Source organism: Evansella clarkii (assembly GCF_002019695.1).
GTDB lineage: Bacteria > Bacillota > Bacilli > Bacillales > Salisediminibacteriaceae > Evansella > Evansella clarkii.
On sequence record NZ_KV917376.1, the window covers coordinates 1724844 to 1744985 of the forward strand.

A 20142-nucleotide genomic window follows, 5' to 3' on the forward strand; every position below is an offset into this window, starting at 1 on the left:
GAGAGAAAAAATCGTCCAAGCGGTAACGCAAGAGGGTCTCGCATGCCCGCTTGTGGGAAAAAACTTCCCAAGTGGTAACGCGAGACGCTCTCACATACCCGCTCGAGATGAAAAACTGCCCAAGCGGTAATGCAAGAGGGTCTCGCATACCCGCTTGAGAGAAAAAATCGTCCAAGCGGTAACACAAGAGGGTCTCGCATACCCGCTCGTGGGAAAAAACTTCCCAAGTGGTAACGCGAGACGCTCTCACATACCCGCTTGAGAGAAAAAATTGCTCAAGCGGTAACGCAAGAGGCTCTCGCATACCCGCTTGAGAGAAAAAATCGTCCAAGCGGTAACACAAGAGGGTCTCGCATACCCGCTCGTGGGAAAAAACTTCCCAAGTGGTAACGCGAGACGCTCTCACATACCCGCTTGAGAGAAAAAATTGCTCAAGCGGTAACGCAAGAGTCTCTCGCATGCCCGCTTGAGAGAAAAAATCGTCCAAGCGATAACGCAAGACGTTCTCGCATACCCGCTTGAGAGAAAAAAACGTCCAAGCGGTAACGCAAGAGGGTCTCGCATACCCGCTCGAGATGAAAAACTGTCCAAGCGGTAACGCAAGAGTCTCTCGCATACCCAAAAGCAGAAGCAATGCACGAAATGAGGAATCCAAAGTACGAAATCACGTTTCAATGAACACAAAGCAAGCACCAATGAACGAAACCAGCATCTCAATGAACGAATGCAGAAACAAAGCAATGGTATGAAGAAGATCAACAACAAGGAGGAATTTATATGAAATACAACCAGCTTGGAAACACAGACCTGAAGATCAGCGAACTAAGTTTTGGCACATGGGCTATTGGAGGAGCATGGGGTAAAACGGATGATGCAGAAGCGTTAAAAGGGCTTGACAGAGCTATGGGCGAGGGAGTGAACTTCTTCGATACAGCTGACGTTTATGGTGACGGGCACAGTGAGAGGCTCCTTGCGAAAGCTGCGAAAGGAAAAGAGGATTCGATCCATATTGCATCAAAATTCTGCCGTGCCGGTGACATACATGACCTTGCTACCTATTCAGAAGAAAGCGTCCGTAACTATTGTGAACAAAGCTTGCAGAGGCTTGAGCGTGAGGCCATTGACTTATATCAAATCCATTGCCCGCCTATGGAGGTCCTCCAGGATGGAAGAGTGTTTGAAGTTCTTGAAAAACTGAAGCAGGAAGGGAAAATTCGCTATTATGGAGTAAGTGTGGAAACTGTTGAGGAAGGATTATTCGTCCTCAAAAACACGAATGCGAGCTCTCTACAGGTAATATTTAATCTTCTCCGCCAGAAACCTCTTGAAAAGCTTTTTCCTGAAGCAGTGGAAAAGAAGGCAGGCATTCTTGCAAGAGTGCCGCTGGCAAGCGGACTTCTGACTGGTAAATTCACAAGGGATGTTAAATTTGAAGAAGATGACCATCGCAATTTTAACCGGGATGGCCAGGCATTCAACGTAGGGGAAACGTTCGGCGGCCTTGAGTTTAAAAAAGGCGTGGAACTCAGCAATGAAATTAGCTGGATTGCAGAAGGCAGAGGCAACATGACAAGGGCTGCATTAAAATGGATTATGCAGCAGAACGGTGTGACTAGTGTAATTCCAGGGTTTAAGACAGTTAAACAGGCTGAAGACAATCTGGAGGCTGTTAATGTAAAAGGTTTCAGCCAGGAAGAGCAGGAGCGGCTGGCTAAGTTTTACAATGAGCAGGTTCACGAACACATCAGAGGTGCTTATTAAGGGTAACACCCCCCCACCTTAACGAATAAGAGACTGACGGGGCGGCCCCTGTCAGTCTCTTTTACAATCAATCTTCTGTTAAAAATGTAAACACTGTTTTTTTCTTATATGTTTCCCCAGCTTGAAGAATGATTTCAGGAAAGCCCTCATGCTGCAGCGAGGCAGGAGAACCTTGTGTCTCAAAACACACACCGAGATATTTTTCGGAGGCGCGTTCTGCCAGCTGGAGGCTGCTGTCCATGCTGTTGGAGGTGTACATTACCATCCCCGGCTGGTCTGTTTCCACAACCATCTTTCTGCCGCTTGCCTCGTCTCGTGCAGTTACTTTTTCGCCCGCTTCTCTGTCAAAAATAAAGTAATGGTCATAGCCATTTCCGGCAACTTTGTTTTGCTCATAGGACGAGTTAAAGCCTTCGCTAAGGTTTCGTTCCTCACGGAAATCAAAGGTGGTGCCAGATGTATCCAGCTGCCTGCCAGTTGGAATCAGATTCTCATCAAGCTCAACAAATTTGCTGCTGTCGATTTTCACTTGATGGTCATGGACAGTCCTTTTCAGATCGCCTGTTAAATTAAAATAAGAATGATTAGTTAGCGTAAGGGCTGTCGTTTTGTCTGTGTCCGCCTGATAATCTATCTGCAGACTGTTACTGTCAGTCAATGTATAAGTTACTTTGACGTCAAGGCTCCCCGGATAACCATCCTTGCCCTCTTTTCGGATGAGAGAAAGCTCAACGCCTGCTTCTGTATCAGACTGAAACTCTCTGGCATCCCAGATTGCCTGGTGAAAACCTTCTGACCCTCCATGAAGGTGATTCTCTCCATCGTTTTTTTCCAGCTCATATTTTTCTCCATTAAGGCTGAACTCAGCATCAGCGATTCTTCCAGCAACTCTTCCGATGATGGCCCCCAGAAAAACAGGGTTCTGAACATAATCTTCGTAGTTTTTATAACCGAGGACAATGTTTTCCGGCTTTCCGTTCCGGTCGGGGACAGTGATATTAGTTATAATCCCTCCGTAATTTAATATATTTACCTTCATGCCATTATCGTTAGAGAGTTCGAATAATTTCCAGTCATTTTTCAACATTTCTGTTTTAATTTTCAAAGAGATCAGCTCCAGGGTGAAAGTTAATTTGTCTCCTTAAATTATAACATTCTTGCGCCCTGAATTTGAACTAAGCCTAGTCCAGGGCTGATAAGAGATAAACTTTCAGCAAATCGATGAAAATATACTACAGCACTTTGAAACGTTGAAGTTGCGGGGGAACAAAGTGCATATAAAGTTTCAGGCAGTAAGACCTATATTGAAGTCCCGGCCAAAGAAATTTCAGGAGGAATCCTCTCGTTTTGATTAAAAACTACTAAATTTCTATAGTGATTAATTCACTTTTCTGAATATTATAACGAAAGTAAAATTTAGTAGATTACGATATTAATTAAGAGGGGGATGTTTATGAAAAAGTTTTTACTGGCCGCAACAGCTGCGGCCACATTAACATTCGGAACAGTTGGCGGGGCTGCTCTGGCTGCAAAGCCTGCAGAGACAGGTTTTCAATCTGCAATGGACCAGAGAATCATCAATCAGATCAATGTGGACAATATTTACAATGACATTGATCATTTACAGCAGACACCAAGGGTTGCAGCGTCGGAAGAAGAGTATGCAGCAGTGCAGTATATTAAGGGAAAATTTGAGGAGTACGGGTATGAACCTGAAATTCAGGAGTTTGAGTTTTTTGGATACACAGCGCCTCACACGGTTGAGTTAACAGTAGATGGAGAAAGCCTAAATACTTTGCCGTTTACATATACTCCAAGTGGTGAAGTAACAGCTCCCCTTGAATATGTTGGCCTGGCTACAGACTTAACAGGGCACGATTTAACCGGTAAAATCGCTCTCGTTGAGCGTGGAGCAATCAGCTTTGCTGATAAAGTAGTGAATGCAGCGGCTGCTGGTGCAGAGGGAGTAATTATTTTCAACAATGCTGCTGGAGTGATTAATGGAACACTGGGTGGTGCGAATGACAATTTCGTTCCAGTCGTTTCACTTACTCAGGCTGATGGACAGGCTATTTTGTCTAAGCTGAACAGCGGGGAAGGAGTGAGTGCTTCCATCACAATTCTTGGGGCAGAAGCAAGTATGAGAACATCCCATAACGTTATCGCTTCAAAGAAGCCTAACAATAAAAACAAAGACAATGGACAAGTAATCACACTTACTTCCCACCATGACTCTGTTCCAGGAGCGCCAGGTGCAAATGATAATGCCTCTGGTACTGCAATGGTGCTGGAGCTGGCAAGAGTGTTCCAAAATGTGCCTACTGACACAGAAATCCGATTTATCACTTTCGGTGCGGAAGAACTCGGTCTGATTGGTTCCAGATACTATGTAAATAACCTGCCGCAAAGCGAGATTAACAGAATTGCCGCTAACTTCAACCTGGATATGGTAGGTAGCCGCGATGCAGGAGATCTCGTAATGAGAACAGTTAACGGCCAGCCGAACCTTGTAACTGAGCTTTCACAGGCTTCAAGCCTCCGTTTAAACGGTGCGTCAACTCCATTTGCCCAGGGTGGAAGCAGTGACCATGTGCCATTTGGAGAAGCAGGGATTCCTGCAGCGTTGTTTATCCATGCACCACTTGAGCCTTGGTACCACACTCCTGAAGACACTATCGACAAAATCAGCAAGGAAAAGCTTCAGGATGTAGCACAGATCGTAAGTACAGCAATATATGACTATGCACGCTTTGACAACAAAGGTCCGAAAGCTAAGAAGGAAAAGGAAACGGTAAGTACACAAATGTACTTCGAGGAAAGCCTGAAATAAACTTTGAAAAAAGCCTGTCCCCGCGATTAAATTAAAAGGGACAGGCTTTTTATTAGTTACTCCGCAAACAAATGGTTTCCGATTCTTAGTATTGTATCGCGGGTGAAAATCCACTCGGATGTAGCAATATCAGGATTATAATAATATGTAGCTCCTCTTGATGGGTCCCACCCTAGCCATGCATCTTTTACTGCCTGGTATGCTGCTGGTTCAGGGGTTAGGTTATATTGTCCGTCATGCACTGCTGTAAAAGCATTTCTTTGAAAAATAACATTATGGATCGTAGAAGGGAAACCTCTGTCTTCCACACGGTTCAGAATAACGCTTGCCACAGCAACTTTACCTTCATATGATTCCCCTCTTGCTTCCCCGTGAACCACACGCGCCATTTTTCGTATATCGTCTACGATTTGATGAGTGACTGGACCGGCAATCCCGTCAACTGAAAGGTGAAAGTCTCTCTGAAGCTGCCTCACAGCGTTCTCAGTCTGACTGCCGTAGTAACCGGTAGCTGAACCTTCAAAATATCCAAGGTGCGATAAAGTCTGCTGAAGCTCCCGGACTTCTGCACCGCTTTTTCCGTTATGTAGTGTCGTCGCTTCTGTTGTTCCATTAAATTGTAAGAAGAATAATCCTGCAAGAATAATTGTAAATACTGATAGTTTTTTCAATGTGCTACCTCTCCTTTGTAGTTTTATTCGCTTCAGTGCATAAAGGCACTTAGAGAGGAAGTTACCCTTCTGGTTTTTCAATAAAACTTTTTTTAATAAAGAAACAAGAATATTCCCTTATTTCCTTGGTAAAAAACGTCGGATGTTTGAGCAGAAAGTCCTTAACCATGGAGGAAATAACCTTTTTCAGATTAGCTGTAGGAGCACCGGGGCAATATGATATATAAATACTCAAAACAGGGAGGTGCTTTACTTGGGAACTCAGGATAAAGACATCATTGAATACTTCAGAAATCTGGACAGGAGTTTTTTCATGGATGTGGATAAAAACCTTGCGAAGTGGGACCGCCCCTTGTCTATCGGCCATGGGCAGACAATTTCCCAGCCATCGCTCGTACTGGATATGACACTCGCGCTCGATCTTCAGCCGGACTCAAAGGTGCTGGAAATCGGGACGGGCTCAGGTTACCAGACAGCACTGCTCGCAAAATTTTCCAGGGAAGTGTTTACAATAGAGCGAATTGAGCAACTCCACGAAAGGGCAAAAGATCGCCTGAAAGAAGCAGGGTTTGAAAATGTACACTTAAAACTGTCAGACGGAAGTGAAGGATGGAGTGACCATGCGCCATTCGACCGAATTATGGCCACAGCAGCTGCTTCTTCTGTACCGAGGGAACTGCTGGACCAGCTTACGGACGCCGGAAAGATGGTCATTCCTGTCGGAGGAGAGGGACTGCAAGAACTACGGCTTATCGAAAAGTTTGGTGAGGGCGAATATAAATCCACAGTTCTTGAACAAGTACAGTTTGTCAGGTTTAAAGGGAAGTACGACTAAAAAAGTGACTGGGCTTCTGAAGACAAGAGGCCAGTCACTTTTTAATTATTTTATTTCTTATTCATCCCAATGTAATCGTACGTAAAACTCCCACCTCCAAACATGAGTGGGAGCGAAGGTGTTTAAGTGAGATAACGTGGACGCTAACATCCCGATTGGTTCAGCTAACAATAAAGAAAGCCCCCAACTGATTGAAGGTTCACTTTATGCTTACCAGAACACCTCAAGAGCGTCACCATTATAATGGACTGTATCAATATTGCATGTTTCTGCGTCAATACCATATTGCCATCCGGCGATTAAGGAGCCTTCTGGTGCTTCAGGGTTATATTCAGGCGCGTTTTCCTCTGTTGTGATTCCTACATTCGGAGCGGCGGTCCAAACCCAGTTGTTTTCCATCAAATCAGCATTTTCCTCTGCAGCAGTTTCATAGGCGATGTAAAGCTCCTCGGAAGGGTCAAAAATTCCGTATACTCCAGATTCATAAGGAGATTCTGCAAGAGTTTCGTACCAGCCCAGGAGGAAGCCGGAATCTATCGGATAGATCGGTTCCACGTTCGCAAAGAGGGCAACCCCCTCCGGAATGCCGAAATCCTCCGCCATTTCTATTGCAGCCTGAGCCTCACTCTGGCCTTTCTCATAGCTGGTTGCATCCTCGAAGTGATTCCAGATAACAAGTATCTGAATGTCTTCCGAGTTGAGAAGTTCCACTTCTTTCTGGGTCAACCCGTAGGAAACACCTTCCTTATCTCCAAGATACCGCCCCCATACTTGTGGGTCGCCGAAATGATCCCTTACACACATCAGCATGTCTTCTGTAGTAAGACTCGCGGAATCAACACCCCACACTGTGTCAGGAACCTCTCCATTTGTTCCTTCGCCGTTTTCATCTCCATTGGTATCCGTACCATTGTCATTTTCTCCGTTGCCATTATTATCGCCATTACCATTTCCTTTTTCTTCTGAGTCATCCTTACTCTTTTTGCTGCCATCCACGTTATTAGTTATATTATTCGTAACGTTTACATCGACTTTTACCTCAATATTATTAGTTATATTGTTTTCCAGCTGATTATTTGATCCGCCCTTAATGTCATTAACTATATTATTTCCCAGATCCGCATTTTTCCCGTTAATATCATTATCAATCTGGTTGTTAACCTCAGCCCCGCTATTGCTCGAGTCTGAATTTTTACTGTTTATGTTATTGCTTATTGCGTTATCAGTGGTGACATTGCTGCCGTTAATGTTGTTGTCAATGATATTGGAAACGTCCGCATCTCCGCCATTTCCTTCGTTTTCGGCCGTTTCGCTTTTCGTAGATGCTTCGGCAGGTTCTGCTTTATCCAGATTGCCGAACATGTAGAATATAGCCGCAGTGAAAAAAATAAGGAGAAACCCCGCAATAAACGGAATAAACCGTTTCAGATGAGCCACCATTATTCAACCTCCTTTCATCCATCTATAGTACGTGCAGGAGGCTGAAGTGTGTGTTATAACGAGGTTTTTAGACAGATGACCAAAAAAGGCCTTACACAGTATCAAAACTATGCAGGGCCGGTGGTTTTTCCTTAATGTTTAGTTTGTTTACTTTTTTGAATTCCCATTGTTTCCATTGTTCCCATTCCCGGTTCTTTGCAGGACCTTCAAGCCGGATTCCATGTCGGAAGCAAGGATATAGTTGCGGTGTGCAAAAACTCCCCAGATGTTTGATTTTTCCGGTACATACGCACCAATTTCCTCAGGTTTTGCCGGATTAGTAATATCTACAATCCTTACACCATCGAAATAGTGTGACAGGAAGAGTGTATTACCCTGAACTTTAGGGTCATGTACTGTAAAGCCTGGATAAGCTTGTCTCATGTTTGCAGAATTGTCGGTCTGGAATGTGCTGATTAATTTTGGATTGGACTTATCTTTAGTATCATAAATTCTCACATAGCCAAAACCTTCTTCATAACCATGTCTTTCAGGATTGAACACTTCCCGGGTTTCAATCAGTACATTGCCGCCTTTAGCAAGAGCTGCAGAGTGGGCGGCACCCTGAACTTCTTTTTCGTAGGAGGTACGGCCGACATATTCAGGTTTTTCAGGGTCGCTGATATCAAGTATCACTGTTCCCATATCCCATGCGGATAAGTAGGCATACTTACCAGTCGTATCTGCGATGACACTGTGAACACTGATAGAACGAGTCTGGCCATGCTCGTCGACAAAACGGTAGTTGTTATCCACGTTAGGAAGGACAGATTTCGGGTCAAACTGATAAAGCTCTTCCGGTTCAGACGGGTTACTTACATCTACGATTACGAAATCATGAATTGCTCCGCCTGATCGTCGGTAAGAGCCTGAGTTAGCTGCAAGGAGCAGTGCTCTGTTTCCTTGTGTTGTTAAGTAAAGCTCATGAGTTCCTCCACCGTTAAGATGTGCTTCAGGGGTCTCCCAGAAACCGAGTTCCACTGGGTTTGTCGGATCGGTTACATCATATATAGCAGTACCTACTTTTTCGGCTGCACCACTGAATCGCTGTACACTGACAACAGCCAGATCGCCTTTAAAGTGAGGGGTGTTTACAGATTTAACAATAATTTTTTCCTGCCATGTACCAGGCATATCGTCTCCAAACTTAGCTACTTCAACCGGGTTGGATGGATCTTTCATATCAAATACCCGGACCCCTTCATTGGAGCCTGAACCGAGCCGGTGAGTACCCATATAGGCGTAGCCTTTGTGAGCATACACATCAGCACCTGTTACCGGAAGGCCTGCATCTGAAGTTTGCAGGGGAACGGCAGCACTTTCATTTAAAAATTTAAAGTTTTTGCTGCCTTCCATGACAGGTATCTCGTTCATACCTTCATCACCGTATCGGTATGAAGCATTGGCGTCATATTCATAGTCGCTTTTACCAAGCCCGTCAATATCACATGCTAAAGCGGGTGTTGCAAACATTAGTGAAGCCAGTGCTGTCATTGAGTATACTTTCAATTTCTTTTTCAATAAATTTCCCTCCAGTTTATGTATAATTAACAAAATATTAAGACGATTCTTACACTTAAGGCAATGTATTTTTATCTATTAGAAGCATCAGGCAGAATAGTCGGACATATATGGACGATTTCAAGAACGTAATCGTGTCAATGTAACTACACAGAGCAGGACATCAGCACTGTTTTTTGCCAGGACGTGTTTTGTTGCTGGGACGGGTGAGGGGATTGTCAGTAACAGCCAGTCAAAATCATATAACCAGGGAAGATAGAACTGTTTATTTAGTAATAAAATGGATATTTACATTGGGAGAAGGGCTGTACTTACACAAGAAATACGGAATTCTGGTGAAAAAGTAACAAAAAATGTGTAATAGTCCTTGTGTATAAGTCGAAATTTTCCGAAAACTATTTATAGCATATTGTAAACAAGTTATATAAACTAAAAACGTTATTAAACTTTGAAAATTGAATAGGAGGAAGATTCATTGAAAAAGAAAAAGAAGCTGATAGTTAATTCGGTGTTGGTCAGTACTCTGGCATTATCTGTTTTATCTCCGACGGCTTTCGCGCATGATGCAATGGAAATTGGCGGTATAGGTAAAGAAGCTTATGTATTTTCCAATGAAGAAATAGGAAACCTGGGGAAAGCAGAAACAAATGGCAGCAAGAACTTAAAGCATTTAAGGGAAGCAGCAGCGGTGCAGATTGAACTTGGGGAAGACGGAAGGCAGAATAATGCTGCTGATGTATATGCACATAAAGGTTTTGCCTATTTAGGGACACATACAGCAAACGGGGCAAATGGCGGTGTCCGTGTTTTTGACCTGAAGGATCCGTCAAACCCCGTGGAAGTAGCACAGTTCGCTCACGAAATTCCACATACATGGCAGGAGAAAGTAATCGTAAAAACGGTAAACACTCCTGATTTTAAAGGAGATCTGGCAGTAGTCAGTCTTCAGCAAACTGGCAGAAACAGAGCAGACAGACCGGACAGTTTTGGCGGAGTGCTGTTATATGACGTGACTGATCCATATAATCCGGTTCGCTTAGGATTCCACAAGCTTGAGGATAGAAGGGTTACAGGAACCCATGAACTATATTTAACAACCCAGGGTAACAGAGCGCTTCTGTTAACATCCAATCCTTATGCTGATTACTATACACATAACGGGCAGTATCAGGATTTTGAAATAATTGATGTAAGTAACCCAGCAGAACCTGAAAAGCTATGGGGATTCGATCCTCGTGATCTGCCGGAAGTCCCGGCAAACTTTAACGGATACCACTGGAATGCACCAGACGGCCATACTAGACCAGTATTTAACCATAGTGTAATCACTGACAATAACGGTCATTATGCTTATGTTTCTATGTGGGATTTAGGAACGGTTATTTTTGATATCCGGGATCCTGAAAATCCGCAATACTTAGGCCGTACTGATTACAGAGATGATCAGAAAGGTGCTGCACACTCTGCGGCTCTTGCAAGAGGCGGAAACATCCTTATTGAAACTCGTGAAATTGCAAATCCTCATGGTGCTGGTTACGAGAGCGCTTACGGGTATACAAGAATTTTTGATATAAAAGATAAATCGAATCCTGTATTATTGAGTGAATTTACTACTGATTTAACGTATGATTTCAGCGCACCGGTACAAACGTTTGCTAAAACAGTACACGATCCGAAAGTTCACGGAAATACACTATATTTATCCTATTACTCTGGCGGTGTTATCTCAGTAGATATCACTGATCCCGCAAATCCTGTAGAAATCCACCGCTATACTTCTGACCAGGCAAACGTCTGGGGAGTATTCGTAGACCGAAACTATGTACTTGCCTCTGATATGGGACAAGGTCTGAAGGTGTTACTGAAGAACAATGGCAATGGGAATGCCAACGGGCAACAACCTAAATAATTTTTCTGATGAAAAGCCTGCTCCTGGTGTGGTTCTTTACCGTACCAGGGGGCAGGCTTTTTTCCTTTTCATGGTTTAAAGCGGAAGGCACTTGCCAACACTTCTAAAAAAAGGAAGGAAGTGGTGGCTATGAAAAGTGAACTTGATTTTTTTATCGGACTTATATGGGCTTCCGTTCTTAGTCTTCCATTATGGGGAATTATCTTGTTTTTAGTGTGGCTTGCTGTTTAAGGTGAGGTTACCGTCACTAAAGAAGTAAGCCGCCAGATCTGGAATGCCTCCTTTAACAAAAGGAAGAACCAGCACTTTGACGGCTTACTTAACTGAATGCTAAATCCACTCAATTATTTCGTCATCGTCCTCTGAATTATCACTGACCTTTACTTTAGCCAGGCGGATCATGTTGACATTATGCAGATTGATTATTGCCTTATCCAGGCGGATCCACTGATTTTTTTCCCGCTCAAGCCAGTCATTTACCCTGTGGCTTGGATTTTCTGTGAAATATGCTGTTTCCTGCTCGCCATTTGTAAAAGTGAAAAAAAGCTTATACCTCTCAGTCAACGGATACAACTCCTTGTTTGTTAAAATTCTGTTCAGATAAGGTATACCCTCTGGAAGCCCCTTCATATCATAAATATAATGTTTTTTTTAACAAAATTTGTGTGGAAATATTGAAAAAAATGGAATTGGAGGAGGGCACTTTAATTAAAGGGGCACATTATCGAGTGCCTTTTTATCTTGGGAGTTGACCTACCATTCAAGTAGTGCAAGGCCGCCTTGCATCCCTTGAAAGTGAGTTGACCTACCATTCAAGTAGTGCAAGGGCGTCTTGCATCCCTTGAAAGTGAGTTGATCGTCCACTCAAGTAGTGCAAGGGCGTCTTGCATCCCTTGAAAGTGAGTTGACCGTCCACTCAAGTAGTGCAAGAGCGTCTTGCATCCCTTGAAAGTGAGTTGATCGTCCACTCAAGTAGTGCAAGGGCGTCTTGCATCCCTTGAAAGTGAGTTGACCGTCCACTCAAGTAGTGCAAGAGCGTCTTGCATCCCTTGAAAGTGAGTTGACCGTCCACTCAAGTAGTGCAAGGGCGTCTTGCATCCCTTGAAAGTGAGTTGATCGTCCACTCAAGTAGTGCAAGAGCGTCTTGCATCCCTTGAAAGTGAGTTGACCGTCCACTCAAGTAGTGCAAGAGCGTCCAGGGGTTCAGAATAAGCATCCGATTCAATAAATAGACGGAATAATTCCGCTTAATTCGTAACTATTATAAAAAAGCGGTTAAATAGACGGAGAGATTCCGCCTATTAACTCGAAAAATACAAAAATGGTTGATTTTAAGATACATAACCGGAAAGCTTCCCCTTAAATCCCAACAAACGGGCTGCTATCTGTATTTAAGCGGAAAATATCCGGTTATCCCGATGTAACCGTCCGTAAAACTCCCGCCTCAAAACATGAGTGGAAGCGAAGATGTTCTTTATGCGTAAGATAACGGACGCTAACATCCCGATTGGTTCAACTAACAATCAGTGGGGGATGAATAACTCCCACCACTGATTGAAGGTTCACTTTATTTTACTTTTATTGACTACCCACTTAAGGAACCGACATCTTAATTAAAGGGGAGTGAGCATGTTAAACAGAGGTGTCATGGTTCCTTCCAGGAACGTTTAATTTCCTGTCCTGATTTCTGCTGCTGACTCTCCGTTCATTGTGCTGCTGTTTGATTCTGTTTCTGTAATTTTCTCTTTTTGTGTTTGAACCATATGCTTCTTGCTTCTTCTTTTGCTTATTGTCATCTGATTTTTTATCATTTGCTTCCAGTACGGTTTCTCCTTCCACTTCCTCATCAACTTTAGAGAGAGGGAGACCCATTTTTCTTCGGTAAAGGACAGCGTTAATTTCTGCGCCAGTAACAAGGATAATGCCTATAATAAACAGCCAGAGCATCAGAACGATGATACCTCCAAGGCTTCCGTACGTCTCGTTGTAATTTCCGAAGTTGCTTACATAAATGGAAAAACCAAAGGAAACAACTTGCCAGGCGAGAGTAGCGAAAACAGCCCCTGGTATTGCCAGTTTAAAAGGAACTTTTTTATTGGGTGCAAAGTGATACAGTGCAGACATGATCGCTGCTATAACTACGAAACTAATGGTCCAGCGAAGGACATGCAGTAAAAACTCCATTTGCTCCGGCACAGGCACCACTGCGTTTATCCCATCAATGATGACATCCCCGAATATTGGGAGAACGAGTGCAATTACTAAAGCAACGATTATTCCTAGCGTTAACGCCATGGAGACCAGTCTCGCTTTTAGAAAAGGCCGGTCGCTTTCTACGTTATAAGCCCGGTTCTGCGCCTTCATAAACGCATTCATCCCTGTGGATGCTGACCAGAGAGTACCGAGGATCCCGATAGTCAGAAGACCGCCCCTTTGTTCTGTGACGATATCGTAAATCTGGTCCTCGAATAAATTAGCTACCTCTTCAGGGACAGCGCTGTTAACCAGTTCCATCGCTCTTTGAGGATCAATATTTAAGTAAGGCACAATGGATATAATTAAAATTAGCAGAGGTATTAATGCCAGTAAATAATAATAGGCCTGCGCAGCTCCGAGAAGGGGGACACTATCATTCTGAAACTCTTTTATCAATGCTTTTACATAACGAACTGCTTTATTCATGTCTTTGCCTCCCTGTCTTTTAATCTATATGTATATCCCCTCAAATAGTAATGATTAATCACTTAAGTCAGACAGAGCAGAAAAAACGGCAGGGACATAGAGTCTCTGCCGTCATTAATTTTATTAAGCTTTGAGGCTGCTATTTATTTAAATCAATTTCTTTATGCAAGATCTCAATCATTAACACGAACATTATCTTAAAGGTTGCTTTGTTGTTCGATTTACGCTTCAGACAGTCGCGTTCTGCGGGCACGGCTTCAACTAATTTTTGATGGCTGAACGCCGTCAAAAATGGATTTTCAGCTTCTCATGCTTTTCCCGCCAGAGTCGCCGTCTTACGCTGCAATCGAAAAGTAATGTTTGTCTTTTTTATTCAAAGCTTATATAGGAAATTCGTTCATTTATTTAATCCTGCCAGTTTTCCATCAGCTGTTCAGCATTGCTTCTTAATAGTTCTTTTGTTTCCTCTGAAGCATCGCGCAAATGGTTGCTGTCGATGAGGGAAATAAATCTTTCCAGCTGACTTAGTGCCTGCCTGACTCTGCCATTGTTGTAATGCTGTTCGGCATTCTCAAGCGTGCCGGCTAACTGGTTGGCGGCCTGTCTGCTGATTTTTCCTTCTTCATATAAGCTGTCGATCAGCTGATAGAGAGATTCTGCAGTTACAGGAGCGAGCACAGTAATTTTACCATCTGCGTTGGCGCTTGACGTATTTCCGGCTGTGTCGGTAATAGATATCGTTACAACAGCCCCTTCAAAGTAAGCATCAGGCGCAGTCCAGGTGCCAGTGTAAACTCCAGGCTCTGTTTCTTCCATAGAGTTACTATGGGCAGAAGCTGGCTGATTTGCCCCTGGGATACTTACAGTAAAGCTTGCTTCGCCTCCTTCTTTGTCACTTTCGAAAGATACAGTAACTGTTTCACCAGGTTTGACGGCCATATCTTCGGCAGGCTCTACATTCTCAATCGCCGGCGCAGTGGTGTCCACAAAAATAGTCAGTTCCTCTGTTGTTGTATTTCCTGCCAGGTCCGCAGCTTCTACAAGTATAGTGTTTTCTCCTTCATCGAGAAGAACTCTTTCAGAGAAGGATCCGTCTTCATCAAAAGCTGCTTCGCTGCCATTTATAAGAACAGAAGCGAGGTTTTCGTCAGATGCTGTACCTGCTACTGTGGCCACTTCCCTGTTCGTAATGGAGCCATCGGCAGGGGAGTCGATACTTATTTCCGGCAGGACGGTATCTCTGATAACAGTAACTGTCCCGGAAGGATCTGATACTCCGTCAGGAATTTCCGCAGTAACATAGATTTCGTTGTCACCTTCGGCTAAATCAATTTCAGCACTGAACCTTCTGTCTTCTGATTCAACTACAGCAGCTGGTTCACCGTTATTATAAACAGTTACTTCACTTTCAGCTGTCACTGAACCGGTTACTTCGATTGTTTCTTCTGCTGTATATGTCTGGTCGGCAGGTGTTTCAATTACCGGAGCTTCAAGAGAATACGCTACATTAGCACGTATCATGAAGTTTCCGTTGTCAAAATGAGGCTGGAAAGCTCCCTGGATGTACAGGTAGGAACGTTCTGCATTTGGATGTTCTTCATCGGTTCCTACCGCAGGAGACAGATCGCCGATTTGATCCTGCAGCGTTGTAATAAAGAAGTCACGGTCAGTAACAAAGCCGAACTCGGAAAGGTCGATATAGTTCCAGCCGCCTCGTTCAACTTCTACCGGTACTGGGCCGATAACCCTGCTGTCTGGATTGCCGTTCGCATCTGTATCGTAAACAACGATATTAATTTCATTCCCGCCAGGAGAAGGGAAGTCAGTACCCCAGATGTACATATTCACTCCCCTGAGCTGAGCCATATCGTCCGGAGTAAACTTAACCCCGAGTCCGTTGCCTGCAGCATTCAGTACAAGGGCGTTTTCGGCGACACCGGTATCATAGGCGATTTCATCCTCATAGCCAATGAATGGGCGAAGCTCCACTGTAAGTTCTGTAACTTCCCCGCCGGAAATTTCAACAGGCACTTCCTCCAGATTATATCCGTCCGCACTAATGCGAAGCGTGTACTCTCCTTCAAAAAGGGTTAAATCAAACGCTCCTGTTTCGTCAGAAGTCACTTCAGAAACCCGCGGATCTTCTAAAACCCGAATAGCTGCATCTGCCACAGGCTCCCCAGTACGCTGATCCACAATAGCTCCCTCAACGGTGCCTGACGGAAGCGGCTCCATCATAAAGTTTTGAACAGTTGTAGTATCTTCTTCTACAGTAACTTCAGCTTCCTGCGGATAGTAGCCATAGGCTTCAGCCCGCACTGTCCATGATCCCCCGTCTTCATTTGCAGCATGGCGAAGATCGTACGTGCCGTCTACAGGATTTGTGCGTGCTGTGCGGTTCGTTTCCAGTACAGTAACAGTACCTGAAACCGGAAGGCCGCTTTCTGACAACATAAGCTGGCTGCTGTTGCTGACTTTTTCAAAATTGTAAGCTGATGAATCTTTCTGTATTTTATAATCGATTACAGGCGAAGCAGGTTTTTCATCCTTTACTTCCATGTCTGATTTTTCCGTTTGTTTTGGTTCGGAAATATAATCCACATTGTCCGTTGTTCTAGTGACAAGGACTTCGTCGATATACCAGCCAGGATAGGTAACGGATCCGTCTGTATCGAAATGAAATCTTAACTGGATTGTTTCATCTGTATAGTCTGAGAGAGAGATTTCGTCATGCCCCCAGGCTTGTGCCCTGCCTGTATAAGTGGCCAGAGTATCCCAGGAGTCCCCTCCGTCGCTGCTTGCCTGGACATAGCCGTAATCCCAGTTGTTTTCGATATCCTGCCAGTAGGAGAAGCTCAGCTCAGCGGAGGTCTGCCCGCTTAAATCAATCTCAGGGCTCATAATCCAGCTGTCTTCATTATTGTTATAATTTCCTGTCAGATTTGTTCCCCATAAGTTACCGCCTGTAAGCGACTCTCCAGGACCGGATACAGGGTCGCCCCAAGCCCAGGAATTATTGGATCCGCCTGTTGTAAATCCACCATCGTCTTCCCCGAAGTTACTGTGATAAACAACTTCAACGGAAGGAGCCACTGCGGAAGCTTCATTGGAACGGTCACTTTCATTATTGGAAAAATCGTAAGCTGTTACGGTATAAAAATACTCCTGGCCGCCCTCTGTATCTGAATCTGTGAATCTGGTATTTGAGGTAGACCCGAGCAATTCATAATTGTCTCCGCCGTCGGTAGAGCGGTAGACATTATAACCAGCTACATCCATATCGCCTGGAGCCTCCCAATTAAGGGTAATTCCGATAGAACTCGATAAGGCTTCCAGGTTTTCAGGAGCGCCTGGTGGATCCGTATCTGCTCCCACAAGGTTTACATCATCAACATACCATCCATTGTAGGCTACGCTGTGATCTGTAACGTGAAGAAAAGCAACAAATACCGGGTCAGATGAACCAGCGTAGTCATTGAGGTCAATGAATAAGTCTCTCCATTGCTGGTCCCTGCTCGTTACTTCATGAACGATTTCCCAGTTTTCGCCGTAATCGCCACTGACAGCTGCAACACCAAAGTCCCAGCCATTTTCATAGTCAAACCAGTGGCTCAGGCGTACAGACGCTTCGTCTGTGTCCCGAAGATCCAACGGTGGAAGCAATAGCATATCGTCCGCATTATGTGAATAAGAACCATCAAGGTTTGTGCCTATAAGCCGGCTTCCCGCCACTGGATTCGGACTTGCACCGGATGGTTCTCCCCATTCCCAGTCGCCTTCCATCATCCAGCCAACAGGGAAATTCTCAAAGTCCTGCTGGTATTCATCCGGCACTACACCGAATTCTATTGTAACGGAGTACCGGTCGGTAGCTGCGGTATTACCGCCAAAGTCTCTTGCGATAACCTGGTACTCAAAGCCAGGCTCCTGTACAAACATATACGGGATATATCCTTCGTAGCTGCCTTCCAGGTGATCGCCTGATTTTCGTTCCATAGGGATGAGGACATCATAATTGTGGTCCTCATGGCTTACTAGTATTTCAGCCCTTGTCACAGCGATATCGTCTGTAATTTTTGCTTCCACAAGAAGGTCAAGCCCAGCGAAAGCAAAATCAAAAGGTGTATGTTCAATTTCCGGTGGTGTATCATCCGTGCCTTCTGTTAATACACTGCCGGAAATCCTTCCAAGTCCATCTGCGATACTTGCAACAGCATCGTATGCATTGATCAGCCCAACCCCATAACCATCATTGGGAACGGAGGTATACTGGCTGTCTGTTAACGGAATAGCTGTTTCGTCCATGATTTCTTCCAGTTCATCAATTGTTAAGGAAGCATCAATGGATAAGAGTAAAGAAGCGACTCCGGCTATGTGCGGTGAAGCCATAGATGTGCCATTCCAGCCGCCTTCATACCCGTTTCCTGGTACGGCAGATCGGATATTTACTCCTGGAGCTGATATGTTTGGCTTCTGGTCTCCATCATAGTTTGCCGGCCCGCGGCTGGAGAAGCTGGCAACGGCATCATTGCTGTCAGTAGCTGCAACCGCATAGCTTTCCGGATAGTTTGATGGAGGTGTAACTGTCTGTGCTCCCGGTCCTGAGTTGCCGGCGGAGAATACAGGTAGTATGCCGGAATCACGCCAGGCCTGTACCATTGGACGGAACCATTCACTTATACCTGGCGAGCCGCCCCATGAGTTTTGCACGATATCAGGCGCGAGGTTCGGATCCCCGTTTGGTGCAAGCATGAATTCACCAGATGCAAGAAGGTCGGCCTGGCTTCCTCCTAAGGCAGAAAATGCCCGGGCCGCAATCCACTGTGCATCAGGTGCAACCCCAATAATATTTGTTCCATCTGGTCCTTGCCCCATCACTGTACCAGTAACATGGGTACCGTGTTCCAGGGTATCCACAGGAAGGGAAGAACTGCCAATCCGGTCCAGCCAATTGCCGGACGGGTCAGGGTTATCAGGGTCTTCAGGGTTATATCCACGGAAATTTTCCTTCAGTGCTTCATGGTCCCACTGGACACCTGTGTCGATGACACCGACTACAATTCCCTGTCCTGTAGCTCCAAAGGCCTCCCATGCTTCAGGTGCCTGTACTCTGTCAATATTCCATTCGATATTATCGTCAGTAACGGACAGAGGAGGTTCATCCGTTTTCTCCGGTAAAACTAATTCGATCATCTCGTTTTCAGTTATTCTCTCTACTTCTGGAAAAAATGATAGTTTTTCTACTACCTCTTTTGTAGCTGTTACTGAAATGACATTCATAATGTAGAAGCTTTCGTACTCTTTTACATCTCCCTGATCGAGAGCCTGTTCTAAGGTGGACAGGAGAGGGGCTTGAGTAGTTTCTGCAGTTGTCCGTAACGCGTCAACTACCGCATATCTTGCTGCCATTTTTTGATTATATGCTGTTGTTTCCGGACCAGCCTGCTGTTTAGCTTCGGCTGCAACTTTAGAGGTATCAACCTGTTCGGACAATTCAATGAGTACGTCCACATATTCTTCTTTTTCAAATTCTTTTTTGACCTTATTGTCGATCTTAGAAGAGGCTGCTGACTTTGTTGATTCTTTTAAGGTGGTGATTTCTGAGGCATTTCCTGGTGAGTTGGCGCCTGCTGTTAAAGCTGTAAATGGTGTCAATAGCAGCAGCAGGGTAAGGAGAACTGCAATACGTTTTGTAAAGCGGTGATTAATTACCATAAGATCCTCCCTTTTAATTTATTTACAGGGACAGCGGTTTTACAAAATGACCACTCCTCTCTCTGCCAGATTACCTGTATATGATTGCTGAATATTTCCAGGGGAAGCAGGATGGGGAAAAGGGAGAGCCGCCACGCGCTGCTGAAATAATTACTTAAAGAGCAAGTAACGCTCAATGCCTGCTGGCGAACGGATATATTGGGTAAGGGATAACAGCTGCAAACTCTCCGTTATTCCACCCATTTTCCCCAACTTTAAGCCCTCTTCAGCAATGTAGTTATTATAGTATTTGTAATTTTCTAATAACACAAATTGGTTATTTCGGGCAATTTCTTCCAAATAGGCTAAATCAGACGAGATTATGATAAGAGAAGTTCTATCAATATCTGGAAAAATGATTTTTTTGAGGAGAAAAGCCAAATAACCACGAAAACAAATTTCCAATTTAATGGGGAAATACTATTGGTGATAGTCGATAAAGCCCTATTTAATTACCTATATTTGTATTTTTTAGGATTTAAAATAATAGTTTTTTATGACAAAAACATTCCAGGTGTTCAATTAAACCCGTGTTAGAAGATATAATAGAAAAAAATACTATTTTTTCCCGATGTAACCGTCCGTAAAATTCCCGCCTCAAAATATGAGTGGAAGTGAAGATGTTCAGGCGGGAGATAACGGACGCTAACATCCCGATTGGTTCAGCTAACAATCAGTGGTGAGGAACAAAATCTCCACT

11 protein-coding genes are annotated in these 20142 nt (G+C 44.2%); 4 read left to right on the top strand and 7 right to left on the bottom strand.

Features of this window, described 5'->3' with window-relative positions; genetic code table 11:
- Nucleotides 1-777 precede the first annotated feature (777 nt).
- Entirely contained in the window at nucleotides 778-1761 is a 984-nt protein-coding gene (locus BK582_RS07895; protein ID WP_078594029.1) for an aldo/keto reductase, read from the top strand.
- Between the two features lie 67 nt (nucleotides 1762-1828).
- On the opposite strand, the gene BK582_RS07900 is transcribed toward BK582_RS07895, so the two are convergent.
- Entirely contained in the window at nucleotides 1829-2866 is a 1038-nt protein-coding gene (locus BK582_RS07900) for an aldose epimerase family protein (RefSeq protein WP_078594031.1), read from the bottom strand.
- A gap of 348 nt (nucleotides 2867-3214) precedes the next feature.
- On the opposite strand from BK582_RS07900, the gene BK582_RS07905 reads away from it, so the two are divergent.
- Nucleotides 3215-4591 carry a M28 family peptidase gene (locus tag BK582_RS07905; protein WP_078594033.1) on the top strand — a complete coding sequence of 459 codons (1377 nt, stop codon included), beginning with the start codon at nucleotides 3215-3217 and terminating at the stop codon, nucleotides 4589-4591.
- Between the two features lie 56 nt (nucleotides 4592-4647).
- On the opposite strand, the gene BK582_RS07910 is transcribed toward BK582_RS07905, so the two are convergent.
- Nucleotides 4648-5262, bottom strand: coding sequence for a cell wall hydrolase (locus BK582_RS07910; protein WP_078594035.1), 615 nt, complete (start codon nucleotides 5260-5262; stop codon nucleotides 4648-4650).
- Nucleotides 5263-5515: 253 nt separating this feature from the next.
- Here BK582_RS07910 and BK582_RS07915 point away from each other — a divergent pair, with 253 nt between their 5' ends.
- A complete protein-coding gene (locus tag BK582_RS07915) occupies nucleotides 5516-6097 on the top strand; it encodes a protein-L-isoaspartate(D-aspartate) O-methyltransferase (RefSeq protein WP_078594037.1) in 582 nt (193 codons plus the stop codon).
- Between the two features lie 210 nt (nucleotides 6098-6307).
- Here BK582_RS07915 and BK582_RS07920 read toward each other — a convergent pair whose 3' ends face one another.
- Entirely contained in the window at nucleotides 6308-7537 is a 1230-nt protein-coding gene (locus BK582_RS07920) for a glycoside hydrolase domain-containing protein (RefSeq protein WP_078594039.1), read from the bottom strand.
- A gap of 147 nt (nucleotides 7538-7684) precedes the next feature.
- Nucleotides 7685-9097, bottom strand: a complete 1413-nt coding sequence (locus BK582_RS07925; protein WP_244895362.1) for an LVIVD repeat-containing protein — start codon at nucleotides 9095-9097, stop codon at nucleotides 7685-7687.
- Nucleotides 9098-9572: 475 nt separating this feature from the next.
- Between BK582_RS07925 and BK582_RS07930 the strand changes: the two genes are divergently transcribed.
- Nucleotides 9573-11006 carry an LVIVD repeat-containing protein gene (locus BK582_RS07930; protein ID WP_078594041.1) on the top strand — a complete coding sequence of 478 codons (1434 nt, stop codon included), beginning with the start codon at nucleotides 9573-9575 and terminating at the stop codon, nucleotides 11004-11006.
- Nucleotides 11007-11336: 330 nt separating this feature from the next.
- Here the strand turns inward: BK582_RS07930 and BK582_RS07935 are convergent, their stop codons facing one another.
- The 3 genes from BK582_RS07935 to BK582_RS07945 form a co-directional block, all read right to left on the bottom strand.
- On the bottom strand, nucleotides 11337-11570 hold the full coding sequence (locus BK582_RS07935; protein WP_078594042.1) for a hypothetical protein: 234 nt from the start codon (nucleotides 11568-11570) through the stop codon (nucleotides 11337-11339).
- Between the two features lie 1068 nt (nucleotides 11571-12638).
- A complete protein-coding gene (locus tag BK582_RS07940; RefSeq protein ID WP_078594044.1) occupies nucleotides 12639-13688 on the bottom strand; it encodes a YhjD/YihY/BrkB family envelope integrity protein in 1050 nt (349 codons plus the stop codon).
- 405 nt (nucleotides 13689-14093) lie between these two features.
- Nucleotides 14094-19403 (bottom strand): S8 family serine peptidase, encoded by a 5310-nt coding sequence (locus tag BK582_RS07945; RefSeq protein WP_078594046.1) that lies wholly within the window; start codon nucleotides 19401-19403, stop codon nucleotides 14094-14096.
- Between the last annotated feature and the right edge of the window lie 739 nt (nucleotides 19404-20142).

What these genes read in the sequence shown, in the direction of transcription:
- BK582_RS07895 (WP_078594029.1), top strand. Translation starts at nt 778, where the DNA reads ATGAAATACAACCAGCTTGGAAACACAGACCTGAAGATCAGCGAACTA.
- BK582_RS07905 (WP_078594033.1), top strand. Translation starts at nt 3,215, where the DNA reads ATGAAAAAGTTTTTACTGGCCGCAACAGCTGCGGCCACATTAACATTC.
- BK582_RS07920 (WP_078594039.1), bottom strand. Translation starts at nt 7,537, where the DNA reads ATGGTGGCTCATCTGAAACGGTTTATTCCGTTTATTGCGGGGTTTCTC.
- BK582_RS07940 (WP_078594044.1), bottom strand. Translation starts at nt 13,688, where the DNA reads ATGAATAAAGCAGTTCGTTATGTAAAAGCATTGATAAAAGAGTTTCAG.
- BK582_RS07945 (WP_078594046.1), bottom strand. Translation starts at nt 19,403, where the DNA reads ATGGTAATTAATCACCGCTTTACAAAACGTATTGCAGTTCTCCTTACC.